The organism is Novosphingobium oxfordense (assembly GCF_044029435.1).
GTDB lineage: Bacteria > Pseudomonadota > Alphaproteobacteria > Sphingomonadales > Sphingomonadaceae > Novosphingobium.
Genome location: NZ_CP147005.1, coordinates 3,716,123 through 3,739,704 on the forward strand (window position 1 = coordinate 3,716,123; position 23,582 = coordinate 3,739,704).

The following is a 23,582-nucleotide window of genomic DNA, read 5'->3' on the forward strand; positions in this document are numbered from 1 at the left end:
CTGCCATGAGCAATGCGATGGGGGAGGCTCTGCGCTTTGTCACAGCAGCAGTTTCGGGCCTTCCAGCTTCAGCAGGAACGCCTTGGCCTCCAGCCCGCCGGCAAACCCGGTCAGCGCGCCGCTGGCGCCGACTATGCGGTGGCACGGTGCGATGATCGACACCGGGTTGCGCCCGTTGGCGGCGCCGACCGCGCGGCTGGCGGTGGGGCGGCCCACGGCTTCGGCGATCTGACGATAGCTGCGCGTCTCTCCGAAAGGGATGGTGAGCAGCGCGTGCCAGACGCTCTTCTGGAAATCGGTGCCGCGAAAATCGAGCGGCAGGTCGAACCGCGTCCGTTCGCCACCGAAGTATTCGCCGAGTTGGACGGTGGCCCGTTCGAGCACGGAATGGCCCGCATCGTCGAGGAGATCGGCCAGAGGCACGCGGCGGGGATCGTCATCCTCCCACAATACCGCGACCAGCCCGGCATCGCTCGCGACCAGCGTGAGTTCGCCAACGGGCGAGGGCATGCGGGATCGGAACAGGGGCATCGGGCAACTCCAGGAGGAAGCGCCAAGATAGGCGCGCGACGTCCGAGTGAAAGTGCCTAAGGTCCATGTAGCCGTATTTGCTTTCCTTTTTCCGGGCATTCGGCAGTTTCCGCCCCTCGTTCCGCAGGAGCAGGTATATGGACGTGGAAATTGGCGAGGCCGGCACCGGCGAAGGCGCGGAAGTCATTGCGCTCTGGCACGCCGTGGGGCTGACCCGGCCGTGGAACGATCCGGCCGCCGATTTTGCCCTGGCCTTGCGCGAAGCCGGCAGCACCGTCTTGGTCGCGCGGATTGATGGCGCATTGGCGGGCACGGCGATGGTCGGTTTCGACGGTCATCGCGGCTGGGTCTACTACCTCGGCGTAGGTCACTCATGGCGCGGGCGGGGTGTCGCCCGCACGCTGATGGCGGTCTGTGAACAGTGGCTGGTGGCGCGTGGCTGTCCGAAGATCCAGCTGATGGTGCGCGGCGACAATGCGGTGGCGCTGGGGTTCTACGATGCCATCGGCTACGAGCGTCAGGATGTGGTGACGCTGGGCCGCCGGCTCGACGCATAGGCGCGACAATGCAGAAGGCGACCGCGGATCGAAATCCCGGCCGCCTTCCTCAGGGGACGTTGGTGTTCGCTCAGTTGGCGGGCGCGGCCGGCTGCTTCACGCGGGTGTAGGGCACGAAGTCCTGCAGGCCCACGAAGCCCCGCCATGAACGGGTGCTGCGATCGTGCAGTTGGATCGTGTCCAGCCGGCAGAGCTGGCTGGAAAACAGCTTGGTGACCAGGATGCTGTCCGAATCGAGCTTGTCGGCATTGGTCGGGCGGTTGACGTAGAGCGTGCCGCCGATGCGATAGACGATCGCGGTCTTGTCCACCACTTGGGTATCGTTCGCCTGGTTCAGCGGAATGCAGGTGACCGGTTTGCCCGCCTCGCGCCCTTCGAGAATCTTGGCGAGCTGCTGTTCGCCGGTCAGCTTCGGACGGGCGGAAACGGCGGCGGGGGTGGCGATGAGGCTGGCCGTGATCAACGCGGCTGCGGCGACATGTTTGAATGCCATTGTCTTACCTTCCACAAAGCCCGCCCTTGCCAAGACATTGGCACGGCAAGGCTTAACCCACAATGACCGTCGCACGTGCGGGGCGCTTCGCCGTCAGGCAGTGCCGCCCACGGTGATGCCGTCCACCAGCAGTGTGGGCTGGCCGACGCCGGCGGGAACGCTCTGTCCGCCCTTGCCACAGACGCCGACACCGCGATCGAGTTCCAGGTCGTTGCCTATGCCGGTCACGCGCGTCAGCACTGTCGGGCCATCGCCGATCAGCGTGGCGCCCTTGATCGGCGCGCCCAGCTTGCCGTCTTCCACCTTGTAGGCCTCGTTGCACGAGAACACGAACTTGCCGGAGACGATATCGACCTGTCCGCCGCCCATCGACTTCACGAAGATGCCCTTCTTCATGCGCGACAGCAGTTCGGCGGGATCGTCGTTGCCGGCCTTCATGAAGGTGTTGGTCATGCGGACTTGCGGGGCATAGGCGTAGTTTTCGCGCCGGCCGTTGCCAGTGGATTGCACGCCCATCAGCCGCGCGTTCATGCGGTCCTGCATGTAGCCCTTCAGGATGCCGTCTTCGATCAGCACGGTTTCCTGCGTGGGCGTGCCTTCGTCGTCGATCGAGAGCGATCCGCGCCGGTCGGAGATCGAGCCATCGTCGATCACGGTGACGCCCGGGGCGGCCACGCGTTCGCCGATGCGGCCGGAGAAGGCGGAAGTGCCCTTGCGGTTGAAATCGCCTTCAAGCCCATGGCCCACGGCTTCGTGCAGGATCACGCCGGGCCAGCCGGGGGCGATCAGCACGGACATTTCACCGGCGGGCGCGTCCACGCTTTCCAGGTTTACCAGCGCCTGCGCCAGCGCGGTGTCGATGGCGTTGTTCCAGTTCGCGGGATCGAACAGCGTGTCGTAGAGATGGCGGCCGCCCATGCCGAACGATCCGGTTTCGCGCCGGCCGTTGCTTTCGGCGACGATCGAGACGGAGAGGCGCACCAGCGGGCGCACGTCGGTGGCGATGAAGCCGTCCGGCCGCACGATTTCCACCACCGACCATTGGCCGGTCAGGCTGGCGCTGACTTGCGAGACGCGCGGATCGCGCGCGCGGGCGGCGGCATCGATCCGTTCCAGCAGGCGCACCTTGTCCTCGAATGGCACGAGGTCCAGCGGCGAGGCTTCGGTGTAGAGGTGGCGGTTGCTGCGCGGGGGCGGGCCGGGGCGAGTGCCGGTGGCGGGATCGAGCAGTTGCAGCGTTTCGCCCGCGCGGCGGATGGCGGCGGCGGAGATTTCGTTGGCGTGGGCGAAGCCGGTCATCTCACCAGTCACGCCGCGCAGGCCGAAGCCGGCATCGCGCGAATAGTCGGCGGTCTTCAACCGGCCGTCGTCGAAGCCGAACGCCTCCGTGGCGATGAACTGCATGTAGAGTTCGCCGTCCTCGCAGCGCTGCAAGGTTTCGCGGGCGAGGGCCTGGGCCTCTTCGGGCGAAAGCTGGCGATAGAGGAGCGAGCGCGGATCGGGGCTGGTCATGCCCACGGATATAGGGCGGCGATCCGCGGTATCAAATCGAATTGAGGGCCGGGCACGCCATCAAGCGTTAGGCCCGGCTCGAAAGGAATGGCGTTCAGGCCGCCTGCTGGTCGGCCGGGCCGCCCTTCAGCACGAAGTGGCGATCGCAGTAGCCGCAATCGACATAGCCCTTCTCGTCGATCTCCAGCCACACGCGCGGGTGGCCCAGAGCGGCTGCCTTGTAGGTGCCGTTCGAGCGGATTTCGGTGGCCCCGTCGCAGGAAACGCGGTGGGAATCGGTGAAGACGGTTTCGGGCTGCGTGCTCATGGATCGGCCGATTACCAAGCCTTCAGAGGAATTTCCAGCGGGCAAATGATGCGGGTGCGCGGCGAAATGCGCGCACCCGGTACCATCACATGCAATTTAGGCTGCGACAGCCAGTGCACCGGCTTCGGCGAGCGCGTCGGCCAGGGCCTTTTCGCGGACTTCCGGCCCGATGGCGATACCCTCGGCGAGCACGAAGATCGGATCGGTGATGCCCACGAAGCCAAGCACGGCGCGCAGGTAGGATTCGGCATGCTCCACAGCGGCGCCGGGCTGGCCTTCACCGTAGTAACCGCCGCGCGACAGGGCGATGTAGACCTTCTTGCCGCCGGCCAGGCCCTGCGGACCTTCGGCGGTGTATTGGAAGGTCTTGCCGGCCACCAGCACGCGGTCGAACCAGGCCTTGAGCTGGCTGGGGATGGTGAAGTTGTACATGCCGGCGCCGATCACGATCACGTCCGCGGCCAGGAATTCGGCCAGTTCGGGCGTGCCGTCCGGGTTGCCCAGCACGTCGAGCGTCAGGTGTGGCAGGGCTTCGGCGGCAAGGTCGTGATAGCTGACTTCGAGCGAGGGATCGGCCTGCGTCAGCGTCGAGACGACGGCGGCCGAAACCGCGCGGCTGACCGAGTTTTCGCCAAGGATACTGGAATCGAGGTGGAGAAGCTTCATGGGGGTGTGCCTTCAGTTGGGAGGTAGTCTGGAAAAATGACTGGTCATAGCTATGTTGCACTGCGACGCCCGCCAAGAGCGCATTTTTTCAGGACCAGGTAACATGCAACTGACTACCCTAGAGCCGGGCCTAGAGCCGGGCCCAGCTTCGGCCCATGCCGCCGTGCACGCACCGGCCGGCGAAGTCGTCCATTCCGCGCGCAGCTGCCGCATGGTCGGCGACATTCTTGCCCGCGTGGGCGACAAGTGGTCGATGCTGGTGGTCATGACGCTGCTGGAGGACAACCGCCATTTCAACGAGCTGAAGCGCGGGATCGAGGGCATTTCGCAGCAGATGCTATCCCGCACCTTGCGGGCATTGGAGCGCGACGGGCTGGTGGTGCGCACGGTACATGCCAGCGTTCCGGTGCGCGTCGAATATGCGCTGAGCGATCTGGGGCGCTCGCTTTCGGAGCCGGTAAAGGCTTTGGGCGCCTGGGCGGTAACCAACCGCCCGTCGATCGAGGCTAGCCGGTCGTTCTACGACAGCCGCAGCGACGCGGCTTGAACTTCAGGTTCTGCCAGCACCGCCCAATCATAGCTAATCCCCGTCATCCCCGCGCAGGCGGGGATCCCGCTTGTTCTTTGCGGCGAGGCGGAAGGAAGCGGGGCCCCCGCCTTCGCGGGGGCGACGGAGTGTTTTGGGCGAGGCCACTGGCTGATCGCGGGTTAGTTGTCGGGTCCCGCTCGTGTGGGCCCATCTCACCTGCGCTCGTCATTGCGAGCGTAGCGAAGCAATCCAGAGCCGCGCAAACCGCCCCTGGATTGCTTCGCTACGCTCGCAATGACGAAGTTGGCGGCGGCCCCACGGGTGAGCCGCCCGATACCCTCACTCGACCTTCAGATGCAGCTCCGCCAGCCCGCGAATGATGTAGCTGGGCTCATAGGCGATCCGCCGTGCGTCGGCGGGGCCGTGATGTGCCTCGTCCAGCGTGATCGCCCGCGTTGCGGCCAGCAGGCATTCCAGCAGCACCGCCACTTCCGCCCGTGCCAATTGCGCTCCGGCGCAAGTATGCGCGCCGCGCCCGAAAGCGAGGTGTTCCTTGATGCGCGGACGGCCGATCACGAAGTCCGTGGGGTTTTCCCACCGGCGCGGATCGCGGTTGGCGGCGGAGAGCGAGATGACCAGTCGCTGCCCGGCCGGCACCGCAATGTCGCCCAGCTTGGTATCGCGCGCGGCGATGCGGAAGGTCGCCTTGGTGGAGCCTTCGATCCGCAGCACTTCTTCCAGGAACGGGCCGATCTTCGAAGGATCGTCGCGCAACAACTGCTGCATCGGCTGGTCCTCCGCCAGCCGCCGCAGCGCGTTGCCGATCAGCTTGGCGCTGGTGTCCTGACCGGCGGCGAAGAGGAACATGGCGGACTTCACCACTTCCATCGCGTCCGGCGTCGAACCATCGGGGTAAGTGGCGGAGGCCATCTCGGTCATCACGTCGTCCTGCGGCTGGGCGCGGCGTTCGGCGACGTAGCGGGCGAAGTAGCCCGCCATGGCGAGCAGCGGGTGGATAGACTGCCCCTCGTCCCCCGCGTCCATGTTGCCCGGCGGCGGCGCGGCATCGATCAGCGCGCGGAATGCCTCGCGGTCTTCGGCAGGGACGCCCAGCAGATCGGCGATGACCATGGTGACAAACGGCGTCGCCACTTCACCCACCAGTTCGCAGCCGCCGCGTGCCACGATATCGCGCACCATGTCCTGCGCGTAGCTGCGCATGAAGGCGGCGTTTTCCTTCAGGCGGGAAGGGACGAACAGCGGATTGAGCAAGGCCCGCGCCGCGGCGTGGCGGTTCCCGTCGTAGGAGACCAGCAGCTCCATCTCGCTGCTGGGATGGTTGGCGAGCTGTTCGGAAATGTCGTCGCTCTCGATCGCGAAGGGCAGCGGCGTCAGCGGATCGGGATTGAGCCAGGACGAGAAATCGCGCGCGTTCAGCAGCACTTCCAGCGATTCCTGAAAGCCGGTGACCAGCAGGATATCGCGCCCGGGCATTGGGCAGACCGGCCCCTGCGCGCGCAGCCGCTCAAAATAGTCGTAAGGATCCAGTAGCACCGCGTGATCGGTGAAGTAGTCGTGCTCGCTGTTCAGCGTCGCCGTGGCCATGACTGCTCTCCCGCCGGGGGCAGGTCTGACTCGCCTGCCTTTTGTGATATATTATGGATCGTATGTCGCGCGCCGGGGAGCGTCAATCGATCAATTGTCGCGCAATCGTGCGGGGGCGGTGCCGCGCGCCCTTTACTGGCAGGCGATCCTGTCCCACATGCGGCGCATGACCAGCACTACTTCCGCCGCCATCTCTATCCGCGATCTCAAGAAGCGTTATGCGCCTGTGGGCAGCGGAGAAGGTAAGCTGGCGCTGAAGGGCGTCTCTTTCGACGTGCCCGAAGGCGGCATCTTTGGCCTGCTGGGCCCCAACGGCGCGGGCAAGTCCACGCTGATCAACATCATGGCCGGGCTGGTGCGCAAGACCTCCGGCTCGATCGATATCTGGGGCTTCGACATCGACAAGCAGCAGCGCAATGCCAAGCGCTCGATCGGGATCGTGCCGCAGGAAATCGTCTTCGATCCGTTCTTCACGCCGTTTGAGGTGCTGGAGAATCAGGCCGGGCTCTATGGCGTGGCCAAGACCCTGCGCCGGTCGGAAGACCTGCTGCGCGCCGTCCACCTGATGGACAAGCGCGACGCTTATGCCCGCACGCTGTCGGGCGGCATGAAGCGCCGCCTGCTGATCGCCAAGGCGCTGGTCCACCAGCCGCCGGTGCTGGTGCTGGACGAGCCGACCGCCGGCGTCGACGTGGAACTGCGCCGCCAGTTGTGGGAACTGGTCACCGAACTGAACCGCGAAGGCGCGACGATCGTGCTGACCACGCACTACCTCGAAGAAGCCGAGGAACTGTGCGACCGCATCGCCATCATCAACCACGGCGAACTGATCGCCAACAAGCCCACGCGCGAACTGGTGGGCATGGCGCGCGAGAAGATCCTGGTCCTGACGCTCGACCGCGACATGACCGAACTGCCCAGCCACCCTGGCTTCGTGAAGTGCGAAAAGGCGGGTGAGCGCGTGCTGCAGATCACCTACGATAAGGATCGCTCCAACGCCGGCCAGATTCTCTCCGCCGTGCAGGCGCAGGGCTTCTCGATCGTCGATGTGACCACGCGTGAGGCGGATCTTGAAGACGTGTTCGTCAGCCTGACGAGTTCTGCTGCCGCCTGATCCGAACGCTCTGCTGCACTGCAACATGATTGCGGAGCAAGCGGGAATGCAAAGCTAATTATTGCGCAGACTGCTTAGTCTCGGCATGGAGCCGGCATGACTACGGATTCTGTTGCCGCGCCTGCTCATGATGTGATCCCCTATGACGTGATCATCGTCGGTTCCGGCGCCGCCGGCCTTACCGCCGCGCTGGCGCTGGCCGAAAAGCTGAAGGTTCTCGTCCTCGCCAAGGGCACGCTCACCGGCGGGTCCACCGCCTGGGCGCAGGGCGGCATTGCCGCCGTGCTCGACGCTGGCGACACGTTCGAGGAGCATATCCGCGACACCATGATCGCGGGCGCCGGTCTGAACCGCAGCGAGACGGTGGAGTACGTGATCGAGCGCGCTCCCCACGCGATCGAGCGGCTGGTGGAACTGGGCGTGCCGTTCAACATGGATGGCAACGAACTGCACCTGACGCGTGAGGGCGGCCATTCGCACCGCCGCATCGTCCATGTGGCGGACGCCACCGGCTGGGCGGTGCAGAGCGCGCTGCTGAAGGCGGCGGAGGAAAATCCCAACATCACCCTGCTGCCGGGCCAGTCGTGTATCGATCTGATCACCGGCCGGCATGAGATGCGCTATTCGGGATCGGGCCGCGTCTGGGGCGTCTATGCGCTGGACGAGAATACCGGCCGGGTGGAGGCGCATACCGCGCGCGCGACAGTGCTTGCCACCGGCGGTGCCGGCCGCGTCTACCAGTTCTCCACCGCGCCGCGCGGCGCCACGGGAGACGGCATTGCCATGGCCTGGCGTGCGGGCGCGCGCGTTTCCAACATGGAGATGATGCAGTTCCACCCGACCTGCCTCTACAACCTGGACGTGAAGAACTTCCTCATTACCGAGGCCGTGCGGGGCGAGGGCGGGCGGCTGATCAACCCGCGCACCGGCAAGCGCTTCATGGAATACTACGATCCGGAGCGGCTGGAACTGGCCCCGCGCGACATCGTCGCCCGCGCCATCGACTCGGAGATCAAGCGCTTCGGCCTCGACTACGTCCACCTCGACATCAGCCATCAGCCGGAAGCGTTCGTGAAGGAGCACTTCCCGAACATCTACGAAAAGCTGCTGGGCCTTGGCATCGACATGACCAGGGAGCCGATCCCGGTCGTGCCCGCGCAGCACTATACCTGCGGCGGCGTGCTGATCGATCTGGACGGCAAGACCGATCTGCCAGGCCTCTATGCGGCCGGCGAATGCACCGAAAGCGGGCTGCACGGGGCCAACCGCCTCGCCTCCAACTCACTGCTGGAATGCTTCGTGTTCGGCGAATCCTGCGCCGCGCACATCCTCGACCACTGGGACGCCTTCGACGCGCCGCCGCCGGTTCGGCCCTGGGACGAAAGCCGGGTGACCGACTCCGACGAGGAGGTGGTCATCAAGCAGAACTGGACCGAGATCCGCCGCTTCATGTGGAATTACGTGGGCATCGTGCGCACTACCAAGCGGCTGGAGCGCGCCATGCACCGCATCCAGATGCTGAATGGGGAAGTGGAGGAATATTACCGACACTTCCGCGTTTCGACCGATCTGATCGAACTGCGCAACCTGCTTCAGACTGCGGAGCTGATCGTGCGCTCGGCGTTGCACCGTCATGAGAGCCGGGGACTGCACTTCACGCTCGATTACCCGGCGACGGAAACCGCGCCGCACGACACGGTGTTGGTGCCGTAAGAGGCTCAGGTCGCGCATCACGCGCAAATTTCGACCTACTAAATCCCGTCATCCCCGCGAAGGCGGGGATCCCGCCTGTTCTTCGCGCGCGTGGTAAGAACGAAGCGGGGCCCCCGCCTTCGCGGGGGCGACGGAGTGATTTGCGACTAGATGACCTTTGGTGGCACATCTCGGTGCCACCATCGGGGAAACCTGCATGACGAGACACGGGCGCCGGTCGGCCTGAGCCGTCCTGCCCACGCGCTCACATCCCGATATGCAGCGCGCGGCCGATGTAGATCAGCGCCATCGCGCCCAGCACCGAGGCGAGGCAGCCCGCGCGCTGGAATCCGGGTTCGCCGCGCGTGGTGATCAGTCCGGCGGCGAACGACCCGCCGATGCCGAGCAGGATCGTCGCCACCCAGCTCATGTCCACGAACCCGGGGTAGAGCCAACGCGCCAGCACACCGATGATGAAGCCACTGATGATGGCGCCGATCAGGTTGATCATGGAATGGAATGTCCTTGAAGAATCACAGGGTAAGCGATGCGTAGAAGCATCCGATGGCAAGGCGGTTGCAAGGGGGGAATCGGCAAAGCGCGGATCAGGCCCGTCGAATGCGCGGATGCAAACGATGCGACGGGTTGAGCCGCTTTGGTGGATCGATGCGGGGAAAACACGCGTCAAGTACCTAGATAGGCGGGAAAACCCGGATTTTCGCGCACTCATTTCGTCGCAAACGCGATTCGTTTCGTCGCCGTTTTATGTGGAAAAATTTTTGTCCGCAGACCCCATATTGGCCCTTGCATCGATGCCCGGTGAAGGAGTTCCCACGCGTCGCGATGGCTAGCGAGGTGTAAACCCCTTCTAGGTAATTGACCTTAGGCCCCGGCACCCCCACTTGCGTTGGAAACCAGAAAGGGCACTATGGGTTGTGGCGCGTCGGTCGCGGGGCATCTAGACCTAGGTATTGTCGTTTCCAGGCTGTGGGGGCTGGGCGGGAGCGATTCCGGGTTGGATTGCCAAGCTTCACGACAGTTGGCGCCGGGGTCGGTCAGGGAATTTTGTTCTCTTTTTGTGCCGTCCGTGCTAGCCGGGTCGATCCTCTCGTCCCGGCGACTCGCGCGGATGGTCGTTCGGCCCCGAAGCCATGTTGTGAAGGCGCCATGTGGCGCTTCGATGACGCCGGATTTTAAGCACGGGGGCAAACGTGGATTTCAGGAACGGAAGCGACGCTGAAGTGAACAGCTCCGATGTAATTGATGATGGTCAGGTCGAAATGCCCGGCTTTGAAATGAGCCGCAGCAATGCCCCGAAGGCGCCGGTAAAGGCCCCCCAAAAGGCAACGCCAAAAGCACTTGGGCTGAAGCAGGAAAAGGAGGCGGGCGTGAGCCCGGCAATCGCCATGGACAAGACCGATACCGCTTCGGCCGCGCTGGTGGCTGACGCTCTCGCCGCAGCCGCCCTGGCCGCCGCCGCAGAAGCGCCGAAACCGCGCGTCACCGATTCGAAGACGATCAATGCCCGCCGCTTCACCATCGTCACCGACGATGCGCGCGACGCGCTGCTGACCGACTTCGGCAAGGAAACGCTGGACGACCGCTACCTGCTGCCCGGCGAGAAGTATCAGGACCTGTTCGCCCGCGTGGCCGATGCCTATTCGGACGATCAGGACCACGCCCAGCGCATCTACGACTACATCTCGAAGCTGTGGTTCATGCCGGCCACCCCCGTTCTTTCGAACGGCGGCACCGGACGCGGCCTGCCGATCTCGTGCTACCTGAACTCGGTGGACGACAGCCTCGAAGGCATTCTGGCGACCTGGACCGAGAACGTCTGGCTGGCCTCGCGCGGCGGCGGCATCGGCACCTATTGGGGCAATGTGCGCGGCATCGGTGAGCCGGTGGGCCTGAACGGCAAGACCAGCGGCATCATTCCGTTCGTGCGCGTGATGGATTCGCTGACCCTCGCGATCTCGCAGGGTTCGCTGCGCCGCGGCTCGGCCGCCTGCTACCTCGACGTCTCGCACCCCGAGATCGAGGAGTTCCTGGAGATCCGCAAGACCTCCGGCGACTTCAACCGCAAGGCGCTGAACCTGCACCACGGCGTGCTGCTGACCGACGAGTTCATGGAAGCCGTGCGCGATGGCACCGACTTCGCGCTGCGCAGCCCCAAGGACGGTTCGGTGCGCAGCACCGTCCACGCCCGCTCGCTGTTCCAGAAGCTGGTCGAAGTGCGCCTCGCCACCGGTGAGCCCTACCTGGTGTTCTCCGACACCGTGAACCGCATGATGCCCAAGCATCACCGCGATCTGGGCCTGAAGGTCTCGACCTCGAACCTCTGCTCGGAAATCACGCTGCCGACCGGCCGCGACCATCTGGGCAACGACCGTACGGCCGTGTGCTGCCTCTCCTCGCTCAACCTGGAAACCTGGGAAGAGTGGAAGGGCGACAAGCGCTTCGTGGAAGACGTGCTGCGCTTCCTCGACAACGTGCTGCAGGACTACATCGATCGCGCGCCGGACGAGATGGCCCGCGCCCGCTATTCCGCCGCGCGTGAGCGTTCGGTGGGCATGGGCGTCATGGGCTACCACTCGTACCTGCAGAAGCGCGGCATCGCCTTCGAAAGCGCGATGGCCAAGGCGCTGAACATGCAGATGTTCCAGCACATCGCCGCCAAGGCGGACGAGGCTTCGCTGATGCTCGCCAACGAGCGCGGACCGTGCCCGGATGCGGCCGAAATGGGCGTGATGCAGCGCTTCAGCTGCAAGATGGCGATCGCGCCCACCGCGTCGATCTCGATCATTTGCGGCGGCACCTCCGCCTGCATCGAGCCGATCCCGGCGAACATCTACACCCACAAGACGCTCTCGGGCTCGTTCGTGGTGAAGAACCCCTATCTGGAAAAGCTGCTGGCTTCGAAGAGCAAGGATTCCACCAACGTGTGGAATTCGATCCTCGAACACGGCGGTTCGGTCCAGCACCTGGATTTCCTCAGCCCCGACGAAAAGGCGATCTACAAGACCAGCTTCGAAATCGACCAGCGCTGGCTGCTCGAATTCGCGGCCGATCGTACGCCCTACATCGATCAGGCGCAGTCGCTGAACCTGTTCATCCCGGCCGACGTCGACAAGTGGGACCTGATGATGCTGCACTTCCAGGCCTGGGAGAAGGGCATCAAGTCGCTCTACTACCTGCGCTCGAAGTCGGTGCAGCGCGCCGGTTTCGCCGGCTCCGGCGGCGTGGAGGCGGACAATACGCCCGAAGCGCCCAAGTTCGAGATCGGCGAGACGACCGACTACGACGAGTGCCTTGCCTGCCAGTAAGGTCCTGCCGCTAAGGTAAGCCAGACAAGATCACCGAGAGACGGCCCTCCGGCTTTGCTGGAGGGCCGTTTTCGTTTTGCCCTGCGCCATCCCAACCATCCTCCGTCATCCCCGCGAAGGCGGGGATCCCGCTTTTCTTCGCGGGCGGTGCAGAAGGAAGCGGGACCCCCGCCTTCGCGGGGGCGACGAGGCACTTTAGGCGCGTAATGGGTCTGGGGCCGAGTGCTTCGCATGAGCTGCTCCGCTGGAGAGCATGCGTGCAGCCCGCTTTGACCACAAATTGTCATTCTCCGGTCCTAGCGACGGGCGCGAAGGCCATGTCACTGGTTGTCCTCGTGAAAGTGGGGCGAAGCCGTGATGGAGCCAGACACGCTTGCGAAGGACACTCCCCCATGATCGACAGCCGCCTGTCCCGCCGTTCGCTTGTTGGCGCTGGGCTTGGACTTGGATTGGCGGCGGGCTTCACGCCCGGCGTGCTGGCGGCGCCGGTATCGGCACCGAGGGGGACCCGCCCGACGCGTCCGGCCAAGCCGCTGGTGATCGGCCACCGTGGCTGCTCGGCGCTGCGGCCCGAGCATACCCTGGGCTCCTATGCCAAGGCGATTGCCGATGGGGCCGACTTCATCGAGCCCGATCTGGTCAGCACCAAGGACGGCGTGCTGATCGCCCGGCATGAGAACAACATTGCCGAAACCACCGACGTGTCTGCCCGGCCCGAATTCGCCGCGCGCAAGACCACCAAGACCGTCGATGGCGAGCAGGTGACCGGCTGGTTCACCGAGGACTTCACCCTGGCCGAGATCAAGACCTTGCGCGCCAAGGAGCGTCTGGGCGCGCTGCGTCCGGAAAGCCACGGCTACGACGGCAAGTTCCAGGTGGTGACGTTCGAGGAAATCGCCGATTTCGTCGCCGCCGAATCCGCCGCGCGCGGCCGGGTGGTGGGGGTGATCCCCGAGCTGAAGCACTCGACCTACTTCGCCTCGATCGGCCTGCCGCTGGAGCAGCGCTTTCTCGACCGACTGCATGCCAGCGCCTATCTCCAGGCCGCGCCGGTGATCGTGCAGAGCTTCGAGATCGCCAACCTCAAGTGGTTGCGGCAACGGCTGGATGGGCTGGGCAATGTTCAATTGCTGCAATTGACGATGCCGGGATCTATGCGGCCGGCCGATGTCGTCGCCGTGGGTTCCGGGCCGACTTTCGACCAGATGCACAGCGATGCCGGCCTGGCCGAAATGGCGACCTATGCCGACTGGATCTCGCCCTACAACATGGCGCTGCTGGGGCGTGACAAGGACGGCAAGCTGCTGGCGCAGGGGACCGGACTTGTCGACCGCGCTCACGCGGCCGGGCTGCTGGTATCGACCTGGACCTTCCGTCCGGAGAATTACTTCCTGCCGACCGACTTGCGCGACGGGGGCGGGCAGGGCGCGCGCAATCCGGCGGGCTCGATCGCCGAAATCCGCCGCTATCTGGCGCTGGGCATCGATTCGTTCTTTACCGACGATCCGGCCATCGGCCGTCAGGCTGTGGACGGCCGGGCCTGATAGCGGCCCGAAGCGTCGGGAAAAGAAAAGGCGGGGAAGCGTTCGCTCCCCCGCCTTCCTTCTTGAGTTCCGGCGTCTCGTTTAGAACTTGTAGTTGGCCATCAGGCCGAAATAGTTGCCGCTCTTGCCGCCGTTGTCCTGGAAGGAGTTGCTGGCGGCGAAGTAGGTTTCCCAAAGGCGGAAGGCCAGCCGGTCGGTCGCCTGCCACGATGCTTCGAGGTTGAGGTCGGTGCCGATCGCACGGCTGGAATCGTAAGGCGCGAAGCTGGCGCCGGACGGACCGATGTAGACGCCGTCGCCCTTGCGGGCGCGCCACAGGAAGTCCGGGCCGGCCATGACCGTGATTGCCGGCGTCGGCTTGATGGTGACCGAGGGGTAGAGGTCCATCAGGTTGGAGAAGGTGAAGAACGCCGCCTCGCTGATCAGCGGCAGGCGGGCCGCGGCGGGAACGAAAGTGCCTACCTTGTTGTCGGTCAGGTCCTTGTCGCCGCTGAAGTAGTTGGCGCGCAGGCCCAGGCGCGGCTTCATCGCGGTATCGGTGAAGGTATAGCCGCCTTCGAACATCGTGCCGAAAGCCTTGATGTCCTTGCCGATGAACGTGCCGCTCTGGTAGGTGCCCTCAAGGTCGAGGTCCCAGTGCGGACCGCGCTTCCACAGGCGGCCGCCCCAGTTGTTGCGGTCGTCCCTGCCGACGCCGACGGCCAGCGTGGCGCGGTCGCGCTCCATCTCGTACCAGTAGATATCGGTGCCGAAGCCGGCGATGCGGTTCGGGGCGCTGATGTAGACGCCGTGGAAGTCCTGCGCGTGGTTCGGGCCATCGTCGAACGTGCCCGGATCGATCTGGATCGGCTTCACCGCAAAGACGTCTACCGAGACTTTGCCCGGCAGGATGTAGGTGGCGCGCACGCCCTGATAGGTGAAGCGCATGTTCAGGCCTTCGCGCACGCCCACCAGCTTGCCGTTGCCCAGCGGCATTTCGAAGCGGCCGGGGCGGAAGGTTACCTTGCCGGCCTTGCCCAGCGGCACCGTCACGTCGACGAAGGCCTGGTAGATGTCCACCTTGTCGCGGTTGGGCACCGTGGGGAACTGTTCGCCGAATTCGCGATTGTCGCCCAGTTCGAGGTAGGCGCGCAGGTTCGGGCCGACATGGAGGTCCGCCAGCAGGCGCAGGCGCGACTGGACCGGGTCGTTGTTGTCGTTCGGCTTCAGGCCCAGCGAGGAGTGGTGCCAGTCGGTATAATAGACGCGCGCCTCGCCGCCCAGCGTCAGGTAGACGTCGTCGTTGGCGATCGGGATGTGCTTGATCTTCTCAAGGAACGGCGCATCGGCATCGGCGCGCTTCGACCAGTCCTCCGTCCAGCGGATCGCCTGCGGTTGGTTGGCGGGGCCGGGGCGGCCGCCGGGCATGGCTTCGGCGGGGCGTGCCTGCGACTTGGCGGGGCGGATACCCGGAGGGGCCTGGGTGGAAAGCGTGCCGGCCTCGTCCGTCTTTCCGGTTTCGGGCGGAACCGACTGCGCAAGGGCGGGCTGGATGGCGAACGTGGCCGCAGCGGCGGTGCCGCAGGCGAGCAGGGTCAGGGCGCGGGAGGTGCGCATGGGGGAATTCCTCTCTGAAACGTCTTGGTCTTTTTAGCGGAGGCGGCCGGTCAGTCTCGGCCGCCTCCAACTTTTATCGCTCGATCAGGCGATCACGCTTTCACGGTAACGCACCATCGAAAGGACCACGGCGGCGATCAAGGTGCCGCAGGCCAGCGTCATCGCCACCGGCGCAAGGCCCCAGCCGGAGCTGAACAGCACGCCGGCCACGATCGGGCCCAGCGCGGCGCCGGCGCGGCCCACGCCGATCACCAGCCCGGTGCCACCACCGCGCAGCGCGGCGGGATAGCTCTGGGCGATCACGGCATAGAAACCGGCAATCGCGGCATTCAGGAAGAAGCAGGCCACACAGGCGATCAGCGACAGGCCGCTGAGCGTGGTGAAGCCCTGGCCGAACAGCACGACCGCGCCCGCGCCCAGCACCATGGAGGCGACCACCAGCGGACGGATGCCGACCTTCTGGCTCAGCAGGCTGACGGCAAGCGAGCCGATCGCACCGCCGACATTAGCCCAGACCAGCACGCCGCCAGCCGATGCGGGCGCAAAGCCCAGGTCGACGACGATCTTCGGGATCCACTTCACCAGGAAATAGAAGGTCATCATGTGGAAGAAGCACACGGCTGTCAGCATCACGGTCACGCTGGCAAGGCCCGGCGCGAAGAGGGCTGCGACGCTGGTGCGTTCCTTCACCGGATCGGCGGGCGGCATCGTGGCCAGCGGCTGGCGACCCTGACGCACGAGCGTGCGGTTGATCTTCTCCAGCGCACCGGAAGGACGCTTCAGCAGCAGGAAGGCCATGGTTTCGGGCACCAGCCAGATAACCAGCGGGATGAAGCAGAACGTGACGATCGAGCCGAATTCGAAGACCGACTGCCAGTGGCCGGTCACGCCGAGCAGCCACGAAGCGATCGAACCGCCGACGATGGCACCCATCGGATAGCCACCCGCCATGATCGCAACGTTCAGGTTGCGGCGGCGCGCGTTGGAGCATTCGGCGACGACGGCGTTGGTCGCGGCCAGCATACCGCCGATGCCCAGGCCCGTGAACAGGCGGTAGGCGGAAAGCATTGGCACGGAAGTGGCGGTGGAAGCCAGGAACATGCCGCTGCCCATGATGACAAGGCAGGCCAGCAAGGTCGGGCGGCGACCAACCCGGTCGGCCAGGCTGCCCAGAATGAAGGCGCCGATGCCCATGCCGAACAGTTCCATCGACAGCACCAGGCCCAGCGCGGCGCGATCGATGCCCCAGTCCTTGGAAATGCCGGGCGCGGCGAAGCTGATCGACAGGACGTCGAACCCGTCGAGGGCGTTGAGCGCGGTTGCGATGGCTACGGCAATGATCTGCCGATAATGCATCGGCTCGCGCGCGATAATGGCGCGTGGGTCTTCCATGCACTTCTCCTGTGGTTCCGCTGCCTTCTTGAAGGGCGCGGGAATTATTGGCGACGCGGGGGGCGACGCAAGCCTGGACTCAGAATCTGATCCGAAACGTTCGCTTCGGATTTTTCGGTGCCGGCCCTCTCCCTCACCCGACCTCCCAACAGGGTATACTCGTGGGAGGTCGGGTGGGGGAGAGGGCCGGCACCGAACCGAAATGCGCCGCTTTGGCGAATTTCGAATCAGAACCTCAGGCCGGCTGCGCCGCCACCGAGTAAGTGACCTGCTGGTTGCGGGTCTTCATAAAGTCCTCAAGCGTCTCACCGCGCATTGAGGCATAAATGTCCAGATTGGATACCCCCGTCACGGCGGCCAGCTTCTCCAGAACGAAGAAGATCGCGCCGTAATGGATCAGCCCGCGCCAGTCGCGGCGGCGGACAAGGGCCTGTTCTTCCTCGCTAAGTCCGGCAGCGGCCATGGCCTTGCCCTCGTCCGCGCGGAAGGCGGCGCGGGCTTCGGGTTCCACCAGCGAATGGAGGAAGCGATTCAGGCGATAACCTTTGGCACTGCGCTCCAGCGTGTAGGGATAGGTACCCGCGAATCGCTCGGCACCGGCCAGCTGCTCACCTATGCGGGTGCGATGGGCGGCCAGGAAAGCCTCGTCCGGGGCAGGTGATTCGTTCTCGTAGACGGCGGTGGCGATGCCGGTCATCGAGGGGAGGTAGTAGCTGCGATGCAGGCAGCGCACGCGGGCCGACAGCGCCCCGCGCATGATCAGCCACATGATGACCTCTGCACCCTCCATCCCGCCCAGTTCGGCATATTGCGCGTGGGTCATCCGGCAGAGCGCCTCGGGATCGCTTTCCAGCAGGTCCATGAAGCGGGCGTCCCATTCGGGATTGTTGAAGCCGCAGCGTTCGCCGTGGACCTGATGCGAAAGCCCGCCGGTGGCGACCAGCGCGACTTTCAGGTCTTCGGGATAGCTTTCGATGGCGGTGCGCAGCGCCTGCCCCAGCTTGAAGCAGCGGCGCGCGGTGGGGATCGGGAACTGGAGCACACCCACCTGCAGCGGCACGATCTGTGTTGGCCATGCGCCGTTCTCATGCGGCAGCAGCACGGACAGAGGCGAAAAACAGCCATGGTCCAGCCCGCGTCCGCGGAAAGTGCCGATGTCGAACTCGTCGGTCATCAGGCTTTGCACGATATGGCGCGAAAGACCGGCATGGCCGCCGATCGGCGGAACATGGCGCGCCCCGCCGCCTTCGTCCGCCACGTGGTAGCGGTCGTCCACGCCCAGGGTGAAGGGGGCGTAGTGGTCGAAGAAGAACGATGTGATGTGGTCGTTGTAGACGATCAGCAGCACGTCCGGCCGCTTGTCATCCAGCCATGCGCGCACCGGTTCGTAAGCCTCGAAGATCGGCTTCCACGCCGGATCGTCCTGCTTCTTCGCATCGAGCGCGAAGCCGATGGTGGGCGTGTGCGAACTGGCGATAGCGCCAATGATCCGGGCCATGCGGGCCGTCCTTCCGTCGAGCATCCATTCCACTGCGACCCGGTTCCGGAACTGCCTTGGGCACGCCGGTCCTGCCGCTTGTGCCCCAATCCACTTTAAACTAACCCGGGTCCATGTCGGAAATTGAAAATCTTTTGGACTTTTCGCCAAATGAGGCCGCATCAGACCAAACTGCCGTCGGCAGCGTGAGCGCCGCCTCTGTTCCGCGCTACGTTCTCTATGGAGAGACGGGCGCGCGGGCGGACTGGTTCGTGAATGTGGAGCGACTCGACGAACGCTGCCGCGAACGCGGGTGGGAGATCAAGCCGCATACCCATCCGCACTTCCTCCAGATCGGCGTCTGCACCGAGGCGGGCGGAGAGATCACGCTGGAAGGGCAGGTCCATCCTTTCCGGCCCGGCAGCGTCATGGTGGTGCCGCCTTACCGCATCCACGGCTTCCGGTACGAGCCGAATGCCAATGGCTGGATGCTGACGGTGGAGAAGGGCTATCTGGAAGACCTGCTGGTGCGTGCGCCGGTGCTTAAAGGCCTGCTGGACGCGCCGCGCCTGTTCGATCTGGCCGAGCTTGCCCTCAGCCGTATCGGCGACGAATTCGTGCAGCTTCGCGAGGAAATGGCCGAACAGCGCCACGGCCGCGCCATTGCCGCCGAAATCCACTTGCAGGCGATCCTGCTGCAGATGCTGCGCCATTGCCCGGAATCGAGCGTCACCTCGCCCGCCGCCGGTTCGCGCTATGACACCGTGGAGCGGTTCAAGGCGCTGGTGGAGGTGTGCTATCGCCAGCAGCCGCTGCTGCCTGACATGGCCTCCACGCTGGGCGTCAGCGTTTCGCAGTTGCGGTCGGCCTGCAATGAAGTGACCGGCCTTTCGCCCAATGCCCTGATTCACGAGCGCACCGTGGCGGAGGCCAAGCGCTGCCTTGCCTATACGGGCATGACGATCTCCGAACTGTCGGACTGGCTGGGCTTCAGCGACGTGGCTTACTTCTCGCGGTTCTTCACCCGCAAGGTGGGCGAGACGCCCAGCGGATACCGCCGGGCGCAGCGGTTCGGTTCGGTGGTGGTGGAGGGGTAGGCCCCACCTTCTTTCGGCATTGCGAGCGTAGCGAAGCAATCCAGGGTCGGTTTGTGCCGCTCTGGATTGCTTCGCCGTGCTCGCAATGACGAGCCGCTGGGTGTTGAACAAACCTACCGCAAACACACCCGTCATCCCCGCGAAGGCGGGGATCCCGCTTGTTCTTCTGTCGGCAGGCCAAAGGAAGCGGGGCCCCCGCCTTCGCGGGGGCGACGAAGCGTTTTTGGGTAAGCGATGGGGGGCCGGTCAATCGACCAGGCCCAACTCACCACGCTCAGTCGATCACTTCACCATTCTGCGGCCCCGGATAGCGCGAGAGCCAATAGGCATACTGCTCCGGCAGCAGCGAGGACGCCTTGGCCACACCCAGTTCGCGCGCCGTGCGGAACGGATAGTGCGGATCGGCCAGATGCCCACGCCCCACCATCACGAGGTCCATCTGCCCCTCGGCCACGGCGCGCTCGGCATCCACCGGGACGTCCATGCCCCATGCGGTGGCAACCGGAAGCCCGGTCTCAGCCCGCACGCGCTGCGTGATCGGCGCCATGAAGGCGGGCGCCCAAGGCACATTGGCCGCGATGGTCGAAAAGCCCATCGATACGTTGAGGAAGTCCAGCCCCTCCTCCCGCATGCGGTTCACCAGCGCGATGGACTCGGCCAGAGTCTCCTCATCGCGTCCGTCGAATTCCAGCACGCCGAACCGGGCGGTCAGCGGCAGGTTCTCCGGCCATACCGCGCGGACGGCCTCAAGCGTCTCGATCAGGAAACGGCCCCGGTTTTCGGCTTTGCCGCCGTACTGGTCGGTGCGGGTATTGGCGTGCACCGAGAAGAAGCTCTGCGCCAGATAGCCGTGGGCGAAGTGCAGTTCCAGCCACTCGAACCCGGCATCGAGCGCGCGCTTGGCCGCCGAAACGAAGTCCGCCTTGACGCGAGCGATGTCCGCCAGCGTCATTTCCTTGGGCACTTTGGTGAGGCCGCCGCCGAAGGCGAGGGCAGAGGGCGAGATCGTCGGCCAGCCGCCCGGCGCGCCATCGGCGATGTGGTCGTCGCCCTCCCACGGCTTGTTGGCGCTGGCCTTGCGGCCGGCATGCCCGATCTGGATGCCGGGCACCGCGCCCGCCTTACGGATTTCGGCGGCAATCGCGGCCATGCCGGGCACTTGCGCATCGTTCCACAGGCCGGTGCAGCCCGGCGTGATGCGGCCTTCGGGCGAAACCCCGGTGGCCTCCACGATGACGAGGCCGGCACCGCCGCGTGCCATGCCGGTGTAGTGGGCAAGGTGCCAATCGGTGACGACGCCATCGACGGCCGAATACTGGCACATCGGCGGCACCGCGATGCGGTTGCGCAAGGTAACGTCCTTGAGCGTGAAGGGTGTGAAAAGCGCGGACATGCGTCCTCCGGTTGGGGGGAGAGAAAAACGGAAGGGAGGTAGGCGTTAGAGTCTTTTTGGAAAATGCCGGAAAGGCATTTTCGTGGCCGGTGCCGCAAAATTCGCGTGCCGCGAATTTTCAAACGGCGCGTCAGCCGATGGCTTCGAGCACCAGTTCGGCGACGCGAGGGGAAGAGGCCGGGTTCTGCCCGGTCACCAGCCTGCCGTCGCGCACCGCATGCGGCTGGAAATCCGGCCCGCGTTCATAGAGCGCGCCCAGATCGCGAATGCGGGTTTCCAGCAGGAACGGTACGGCGTGGGTAAGCCCGGCGGCCTCTTCCTCGCTATTGGTGAAGGCGCTGACCTTGCGGCCGGCGACGAGCGGCTTGCCCTCGGTATCCTTGACGTTCACCAGCCCCGCCGGGCCATGGCAGACGGCGGCTACCACCTTGCCCTCCGCGAAGGCGGTGGTCAGCAGGTCGGCCAGCGCGGTGTTTTCGGGCAAGTCCCACATGGTGCCGTGGCCGCCGGGCAGGAACACCGCGTCGTAGGGATCGGCGGTCAGATGATCGACGTTCAGCGAGTGCTTGAGCTTTTCCATCGCCGGCGCATCGTCCAGAAAGCGCTCGACGCTTTCCGGGCGGTCCTTCTCGGCCATCGAATTGGGATCGACCGGCACCTGGCCGCCCGCCGTCGATGCCAGGTCCACTTCGGCCCCGGCATCGATGAAGGCGTAATAGGGCGTGGTCAGTTCCTCCATCCAGACGCCGGTGGGATGGCCGGTTTCGCCGATCACGCCGTGGGACGTGAGCACGATGAGGATCTTCATGGGGTCTTCTCCTTCACGCCTTGGCGGCAAATGCGGCACCGACCAACCCGTCGAGCCAGTCCTGATGGCCGTTGATCATGGGATTGGGCTTGGCCTTGGCGAGTTCCCTGGCGGGTTCGCCCTTCTGGCTTTCCTGCGTCAGGATGCGGACGCGGCCGGCGGAAAGGTCCTCGATCAGCCAGGCGTGGTGCACGTCCAGCCGGGTTTGCCCTTCGCCCGACCAGCCATGCCAGGCAATCCGCGCGGGTTGGCCTTCGACCGGTGGCACGCATTCGACCACTTGCGATTCCACCGGGAAGCCGAACGTCTTGAAGAAGAAGCGGTCCCCCTGTTCGAGGACGGGTCCCTTTCCATCGTGAAACGCCACGTCCGAACTGTTGGCGTAATAGGCGGACCAGCGCAGCGGCTCGGCCAGGAAGGGCCAGATGTCGGCGGCGGTCAGGCCGGCAACGATCACTTCGTTGGAACAGAAATTGTCCGTGAAACCGGGAACGTAGCCGGCCGGCCAGAGGATGTCGCTCACATGGATCTCCTGCGCTTCGGGGGGAAAGCTTGACCGGGGAACAGATAAGCGGGCATTTGATATAAGAGAAATCAGTATTCGAGATTTAAGGCATCATGCAGGGTGATATCAGAGGGCTGGACCTCAATCTTCTGAAAGCGCTGGATGCGCTGCTGGAAACCCGCTCGGTCACGCGCGCCGCGGAGCGACTCGGGCTGACCCAGCCCGCGGTCAGCGGGATGCTGACGCGTCTGCGCGAAGCCTTTCACGATCCGCTGTTTATTCGAGCGCAGCGCGGCGTGTTGCCCACGCCGCGCGCCGAAGCGTTGGCCGGGCCGCTGAAGGCCGCGCTGCGCGATATCGAAGTGCTGCTTCAGCCCGATGCGTTCGATCCGGCCAGCGCGGAAATGACGATCAGCATCGCCGCCACCGACTATGCGCAGCGCGTGGTGATCTTGCCGTTCCTGACCGCGCTGCGGCGGATCGCACCGGGCATCCGCGTTTCGATCCGCCCGGTCGACATGGCTACGTTGGCGCGGGACATGGAGCAGGGGCAGCTCGATTTCGCGCTGATCACGCCCGAAATGGCGCCCGAGCATCTGCGCGCGCGGCGGCTGTTCGAGGAACGCTATGTCTGCGCGATGCGCCACGGCCATCCGGCGACGCGGCGCCCGCTCGATCTCGATGCCTTTTGCGCGCTGGACCATGCGCTGATGTCGCACGACGGCACCCAGTTCCACGGCGCGACGGACCGCGCGCTTGACGCCATCGGACGCAGCCGCCGCGTGGTGCTCTCCGCGCCGAATTTCAGCTTCGTGCTCGACCTGATCCGGGCTTCGGATACTTGCGCGGTGCTGCCCGAACGGCTGGTGCGCGGGCTGGAGGGGCTGTGCCTGCGCGATCCGCCGATCGCCGTGCCGGGCTTCACCAAGCTGCTGGCGTGGCATGAGCGGACCCAGCAAGATCCCGCCATGGTCTGGCTGCGCGAGCGGCTGGCGGAGCGGGCAGCTTGAACATAGGGCGTGAGCACGCACCTGCGGCGGAGCGTGGCTGGCCCGGGCTAACCCTCTGATTGGGTACTGTTCCCTGGGCGGCGGGCATGAGAGCCTGATATGGCCGGTGCCGCATCTATGCACCGGCGCATAGCCCACAGAACAGGGAGCTTGCCCATGCTTCGCAAATGGACTGCCGCAATGGCGATTGCGCTGATCGCCACCACCACGCTTGCGGCCTGCGACGATCATCATCCCGGCCACAATCGCCCGCCACACGGTAAGCCGGGCCAAGGTGGGCCCGGCAACGGCGGCCCCGGTAATGGTGGCCCTGGAGGCGGAGGTCCGGGAGGTGGTTCAGGCGGAAATCAGGGCGGCTGGAACGATCCGAACAATCCCAATCGTCCGCGCTGATTATCAGGCGCGTGGCAAAAAGGGCGTCGGCAGCG

At 65.2% G+C, this 23,582-nt stretch carries 22 protein-coding genes; 9 read left to right on the plus strand and 13 right to left on the minus strand.

The window, feature by feature from the left end; translation table 11 throughout:
* Nucleotides 1-39: 39 nt before the first annotated feature.
* On the minus strand, nt 40-531 hold the full coding sequence (locus WBP07_RS17580) for a methylated-DNA--[protein]-cysteine S-methyltransferase (RefSeq protein WP_395392949.1): 492 nt from the start codon (nt 529-531) through the stop codon (nt 40-42).
* Nucleotides 532-668: 137 nt separating this feature from the next.
* Here WBP07_RS17580 and WBP07_RS17585 point away from each other — a divergent pair, with 137 nt between their 5' ends.
* Nucleotides 669-1,088, plus strand: coding sequence for a GNAT family acetyltransferase (locus WBP07_RS17585; RefSeq protein ID WP_395392950.1), 420 nt, complete (start codon nt 669-671; stop codon nt 1,086-1,088).
* Between the two features lie 70 nt (nt 1,089-1,158).
* Here WBP07_RS17585 and WBP07_RS17590 read toward each other — a convergent pair whose 3' ends face one another.
* From WBP07_RS17590 to WBP07_RS17605, 4 genes are all read right to left on the minus strand, one after another.
* Nucleotides 1,159-1,581, minus strand: a complete 423-nt coding sequence (locus WBP07_RS17590; RefSeq protein ID WP_395392951.1) for a hypothetical protein — start codon at nt 1,579-1,581, stop codon at nt 1,159-1,161.
* Nucleotides 1,582-1,674: 93 nt separating this feature from the next.
* Entirely contained in the window at nt 1,675-3,093 is a 1,419-nt protein-coding gene (tldD, locus tag WBP07_RS17595) for a metalloprotease TldD (RefSeq protein ID WP_395392953.1), read from the minus strand.
* Nucleotides 3,094-3,187: 94 nt separating this feature from the next.
* Nucleotides 3,188-3,400, minus strand: a complete 213-nt coding sequence (locus tag WBP07_RS17600) for a zinc-finger domain-containing protein (protein WP_147221702.1) — start codon at nt 3,398-3,400, stop codon at nt 3,188-3,190.
* Between the two features lie 96 nt (nt 3,401-3,496).
* Nucleotides 3,497-4,066, minus strand: coding sequence for an FMN-dependent NADH-azoreductase (locus WBP07_RS17605; protein ID WP_395392955.1), 570 nt, complete (start codon nt 4,064-4,066; stop codon nt 3,497-3,499).
* 103 nt (nt 4,067-4,169) lie between these two features.
* On the opposite strand from WBP07_RS17605, the gene WBP07_RS17610 reads away from it, so the two are divergent.
* Nucleotides 4,170-4,613 carry a winged helix-turn-helix transcriptional regulator gene (locus WBP07_RS17610; RefSeq protein ID WP_395392956.1) on the plus strand — a complete coding sequence of 148 codons (444 nt, stop codon included), beginning with the start codon at nt 4,170-4,172 and terminating at the stop codon, nt 4,611-4,613.
* Between the two features lie 321 nt (nt 4,614-4,934).
* On the opposite strand, the gene WBP07_RS17615 is transcribed toward WBP07_RS17610, so the two are convergent.
* Entirely contained in the window at nt 4,935-6,200 is a 1,266-nt protein-coding gene (locus WBP07_RS17615) for a cytochrome P450 (protein WP_395392957.1), read from the minus strand.
* Nucleotides 6,201-6,366: 166 nt separating this feature from the next.
* On the opposite strand from WBP07_RS17615, the gene WBP07_RS17620 reads away from it, so the two are divergent.
* A complete protein-coding gene (locus WBP07_RS17620) occupies nt 6,367-7,314 on the plus strand; it encodes an ABC transporter ATP-binding protein (protein WP_395395828.1) in 948 nt (315 codons plus the stop codon).
* Between the two features lie 96 nt (nt 7,315-7,410).
* On the plus strand, nt 7,411-9,027 hold the full coding sequence (gene nadB, locus WBP07_RS17625; RefSeq protein ID WP_395392959.1) for an L-aspartate oxidase: 1,617 nt from the start codon (nt 7,411-7,413) through the stop codon (nt 9,025-9,027).
* Nucleotides 9,028-9,271: 244 nt separating this feature from the next.
* On the opposite strand, the gene WBP07_RS17630 is transcribed toward nadB, so the two are convergent.
* Entirely contained in the window at nt 9,272-9,517 is a 246-nt protein-coding gene (locus WBP07_RS17630) for a GlsB/YeaQ/YmgE family stress response membrane protein (protein ID WP_395392960.1), read from the minus strand.
* 895 nt (nt 9,518-10,412) lie between these two features.
* Here WBP07_RS17630 and WBP07_RS17635 point away from each other — a divergent pair.
* Complete coding sequence (locus WBP07_RS17635; protein WP_395395829.1) at nt 10,413-12,332, plus strand: ribonucleoside-diphosphate reductase subunit alpha; 1,920 nt, start codon at nt 10,413-10,415, stop codon at nt 12,330-12,332.
* 392 nt (nt 12,333-12,724) lie between these two features.
* Entirely contained in the window at nt 12,725-13,876 is a 1,152-nt protein-coding gene (locus WBP07_RS17640) for a glycerophosphodiester phosphodiesterase (RefSeq protein ID WP_395392962.1), read from the plus strand.
* An 81-nt stretch (nt 13,877-13,957) separates the two neighbouring features.
* On the opposite strand, the gene WBP07_RS17645 is transcribed toward WBP07_RS17640, so the two are convergent.
* The 3 genes from WBP07_RS17645 to WBP07_RS17655 all read right to left on the minus strand — a co-directional run bounded on the left by WBP07_RS17645 (nt 13,958) and on the right by WBP07_RS17655 (nt 18,362).
* Complete coding sequence (locus tag WBP07_RS17645; protein WP_395392964.1) at nt 13,958-15,472, minus strand: alginate export family protein; 1,515 nt, start codon at nt 15,470-15,472, stop codon at nt 13,958-13,960.
* An 84-nt stretch (nt 15,473-15,556) separates the two neighbouring features.
* Nucleotides 15,557-16,864 carry an MFS transporter gene (locus tag WBP07_RS17650; RefSeq protein WP_395392965.1) on the minus strand — a complete coding sequence of 436 codons (1,308 nt, stop codon included), beginning with the start codon at nt 16,862-16,864 and terminating at the stop codon, nt 15,557-15,559.
* A 235-nt stretch (nt 16,865-17,099) separates the two neighbouring features.
* Nucleotides 17,100-18,362: a gallate dioxygenase gene (locus WBP07_RS17655; RefSeq protein ID WP_395392967.1), complete on the minus strand. Its 1,263-nt coding sequence runs from the start codon at nt 18,360-18,362 to the stop codon at nt 17,100-17,102.
* 185 nt (nt 18,363-18,547) lie between these two features.
* On the opposite strand from WBP07_RS17655, the gene WBP07_RS17660 reads away from it, so the two are divergent.
* Nucleotides 18,548-19,438: a helix-turn-helix domain-containing protein gene (locus tag WBP07_RS17660; RefSeq protein ID WP_395392969.1), complete on the plus strand. Its 891-nt coding sequence runs from the start codon at nt 18,548-18,550 to the stop codon at nt 19,436-19,438.
* Nucleotides 19,439-19,712: 274 nt separating this feature from the next.
* On the opposite strand, the gene WBP07_RS17665 is transcribed toward WBP07_RS17660, so the two are convergent.
* The 3 genes from WBP07_RS17665 to WBP07_RS17675 all read right to left on the minus strand — a co-directional run bounded on the left by WBP07_RS17665 (nt 19,713) and on the right by WBP07_RS17675 (nt 22,162).
* Nucleotides 19,713-20,831, minus strand: coding sequence for an NADH:flavin oxidoreductase/NADH oxidase (locus WBP07_RS17665; protein WP_395392972.1), 1,119 nt, complete (start codon nt 20,829-20,831; stop codon nt 19,713-19,715).
* A gap of 130 nt (nt 20,832-20,961) precedes the next feature.
* Entirely contained in the window at nt 20,962-21,639 is a 678-nt protein-coding gene (locus tag WBP07_RS17670; protein ID WP_395392974.1) for a type 1 glutamine amidotransferase domain-containing protein, read from the minus strand.
* Between the two features lie 13 nt (nt 21,640-21,652).
* The gene (locus WBP07_RS17675) at nt 21,653-22,162 is read right to left on the minus strand and encodes an SRPBCC domain-containing protein (protein ID WP_395392975.1); all 510 of its coding nucleotides are present in this window, start codon (nt 22,160-22,162) and stop codon (nt 21,653-21,655) included.
* Between the two features lie 95 nt (nt 22,163-22,257).
* Here WBP07_RS17675 and WBP07_RS17680 point away from each other — a divergent pair, with 95 nt between their 5' ends.
* Both WBP07_RS17680 and WBP07_RS17685 read left to right on the plus strand, forming a co-directional pair.
* Nucleotides 22,258-23,154 (plus strand): LysR family transcriptional regulator, encoded by an 897-nt coding sequence (locus WBP07_RS17680; RefSeq protein ID WP_395392976.1) that lies wholly within the window; start codon nt 22,258-22,260, stop codon nt 23,152-23,154.
* A 156-nt stretch (nt 23,155-23,310) separates the two neighbouring features.
* Entirely contained in the window at nt 23,311-23,547 is a 237-nt protein-coding gene (locus WBP07_RS17685; RefSeq protein WP_395392977.1) for a hypothetical protein, read from the plus strand.
* The last annotated feature ends 35 nt before the right edge of the window (nt 23,548-23,582 follow it).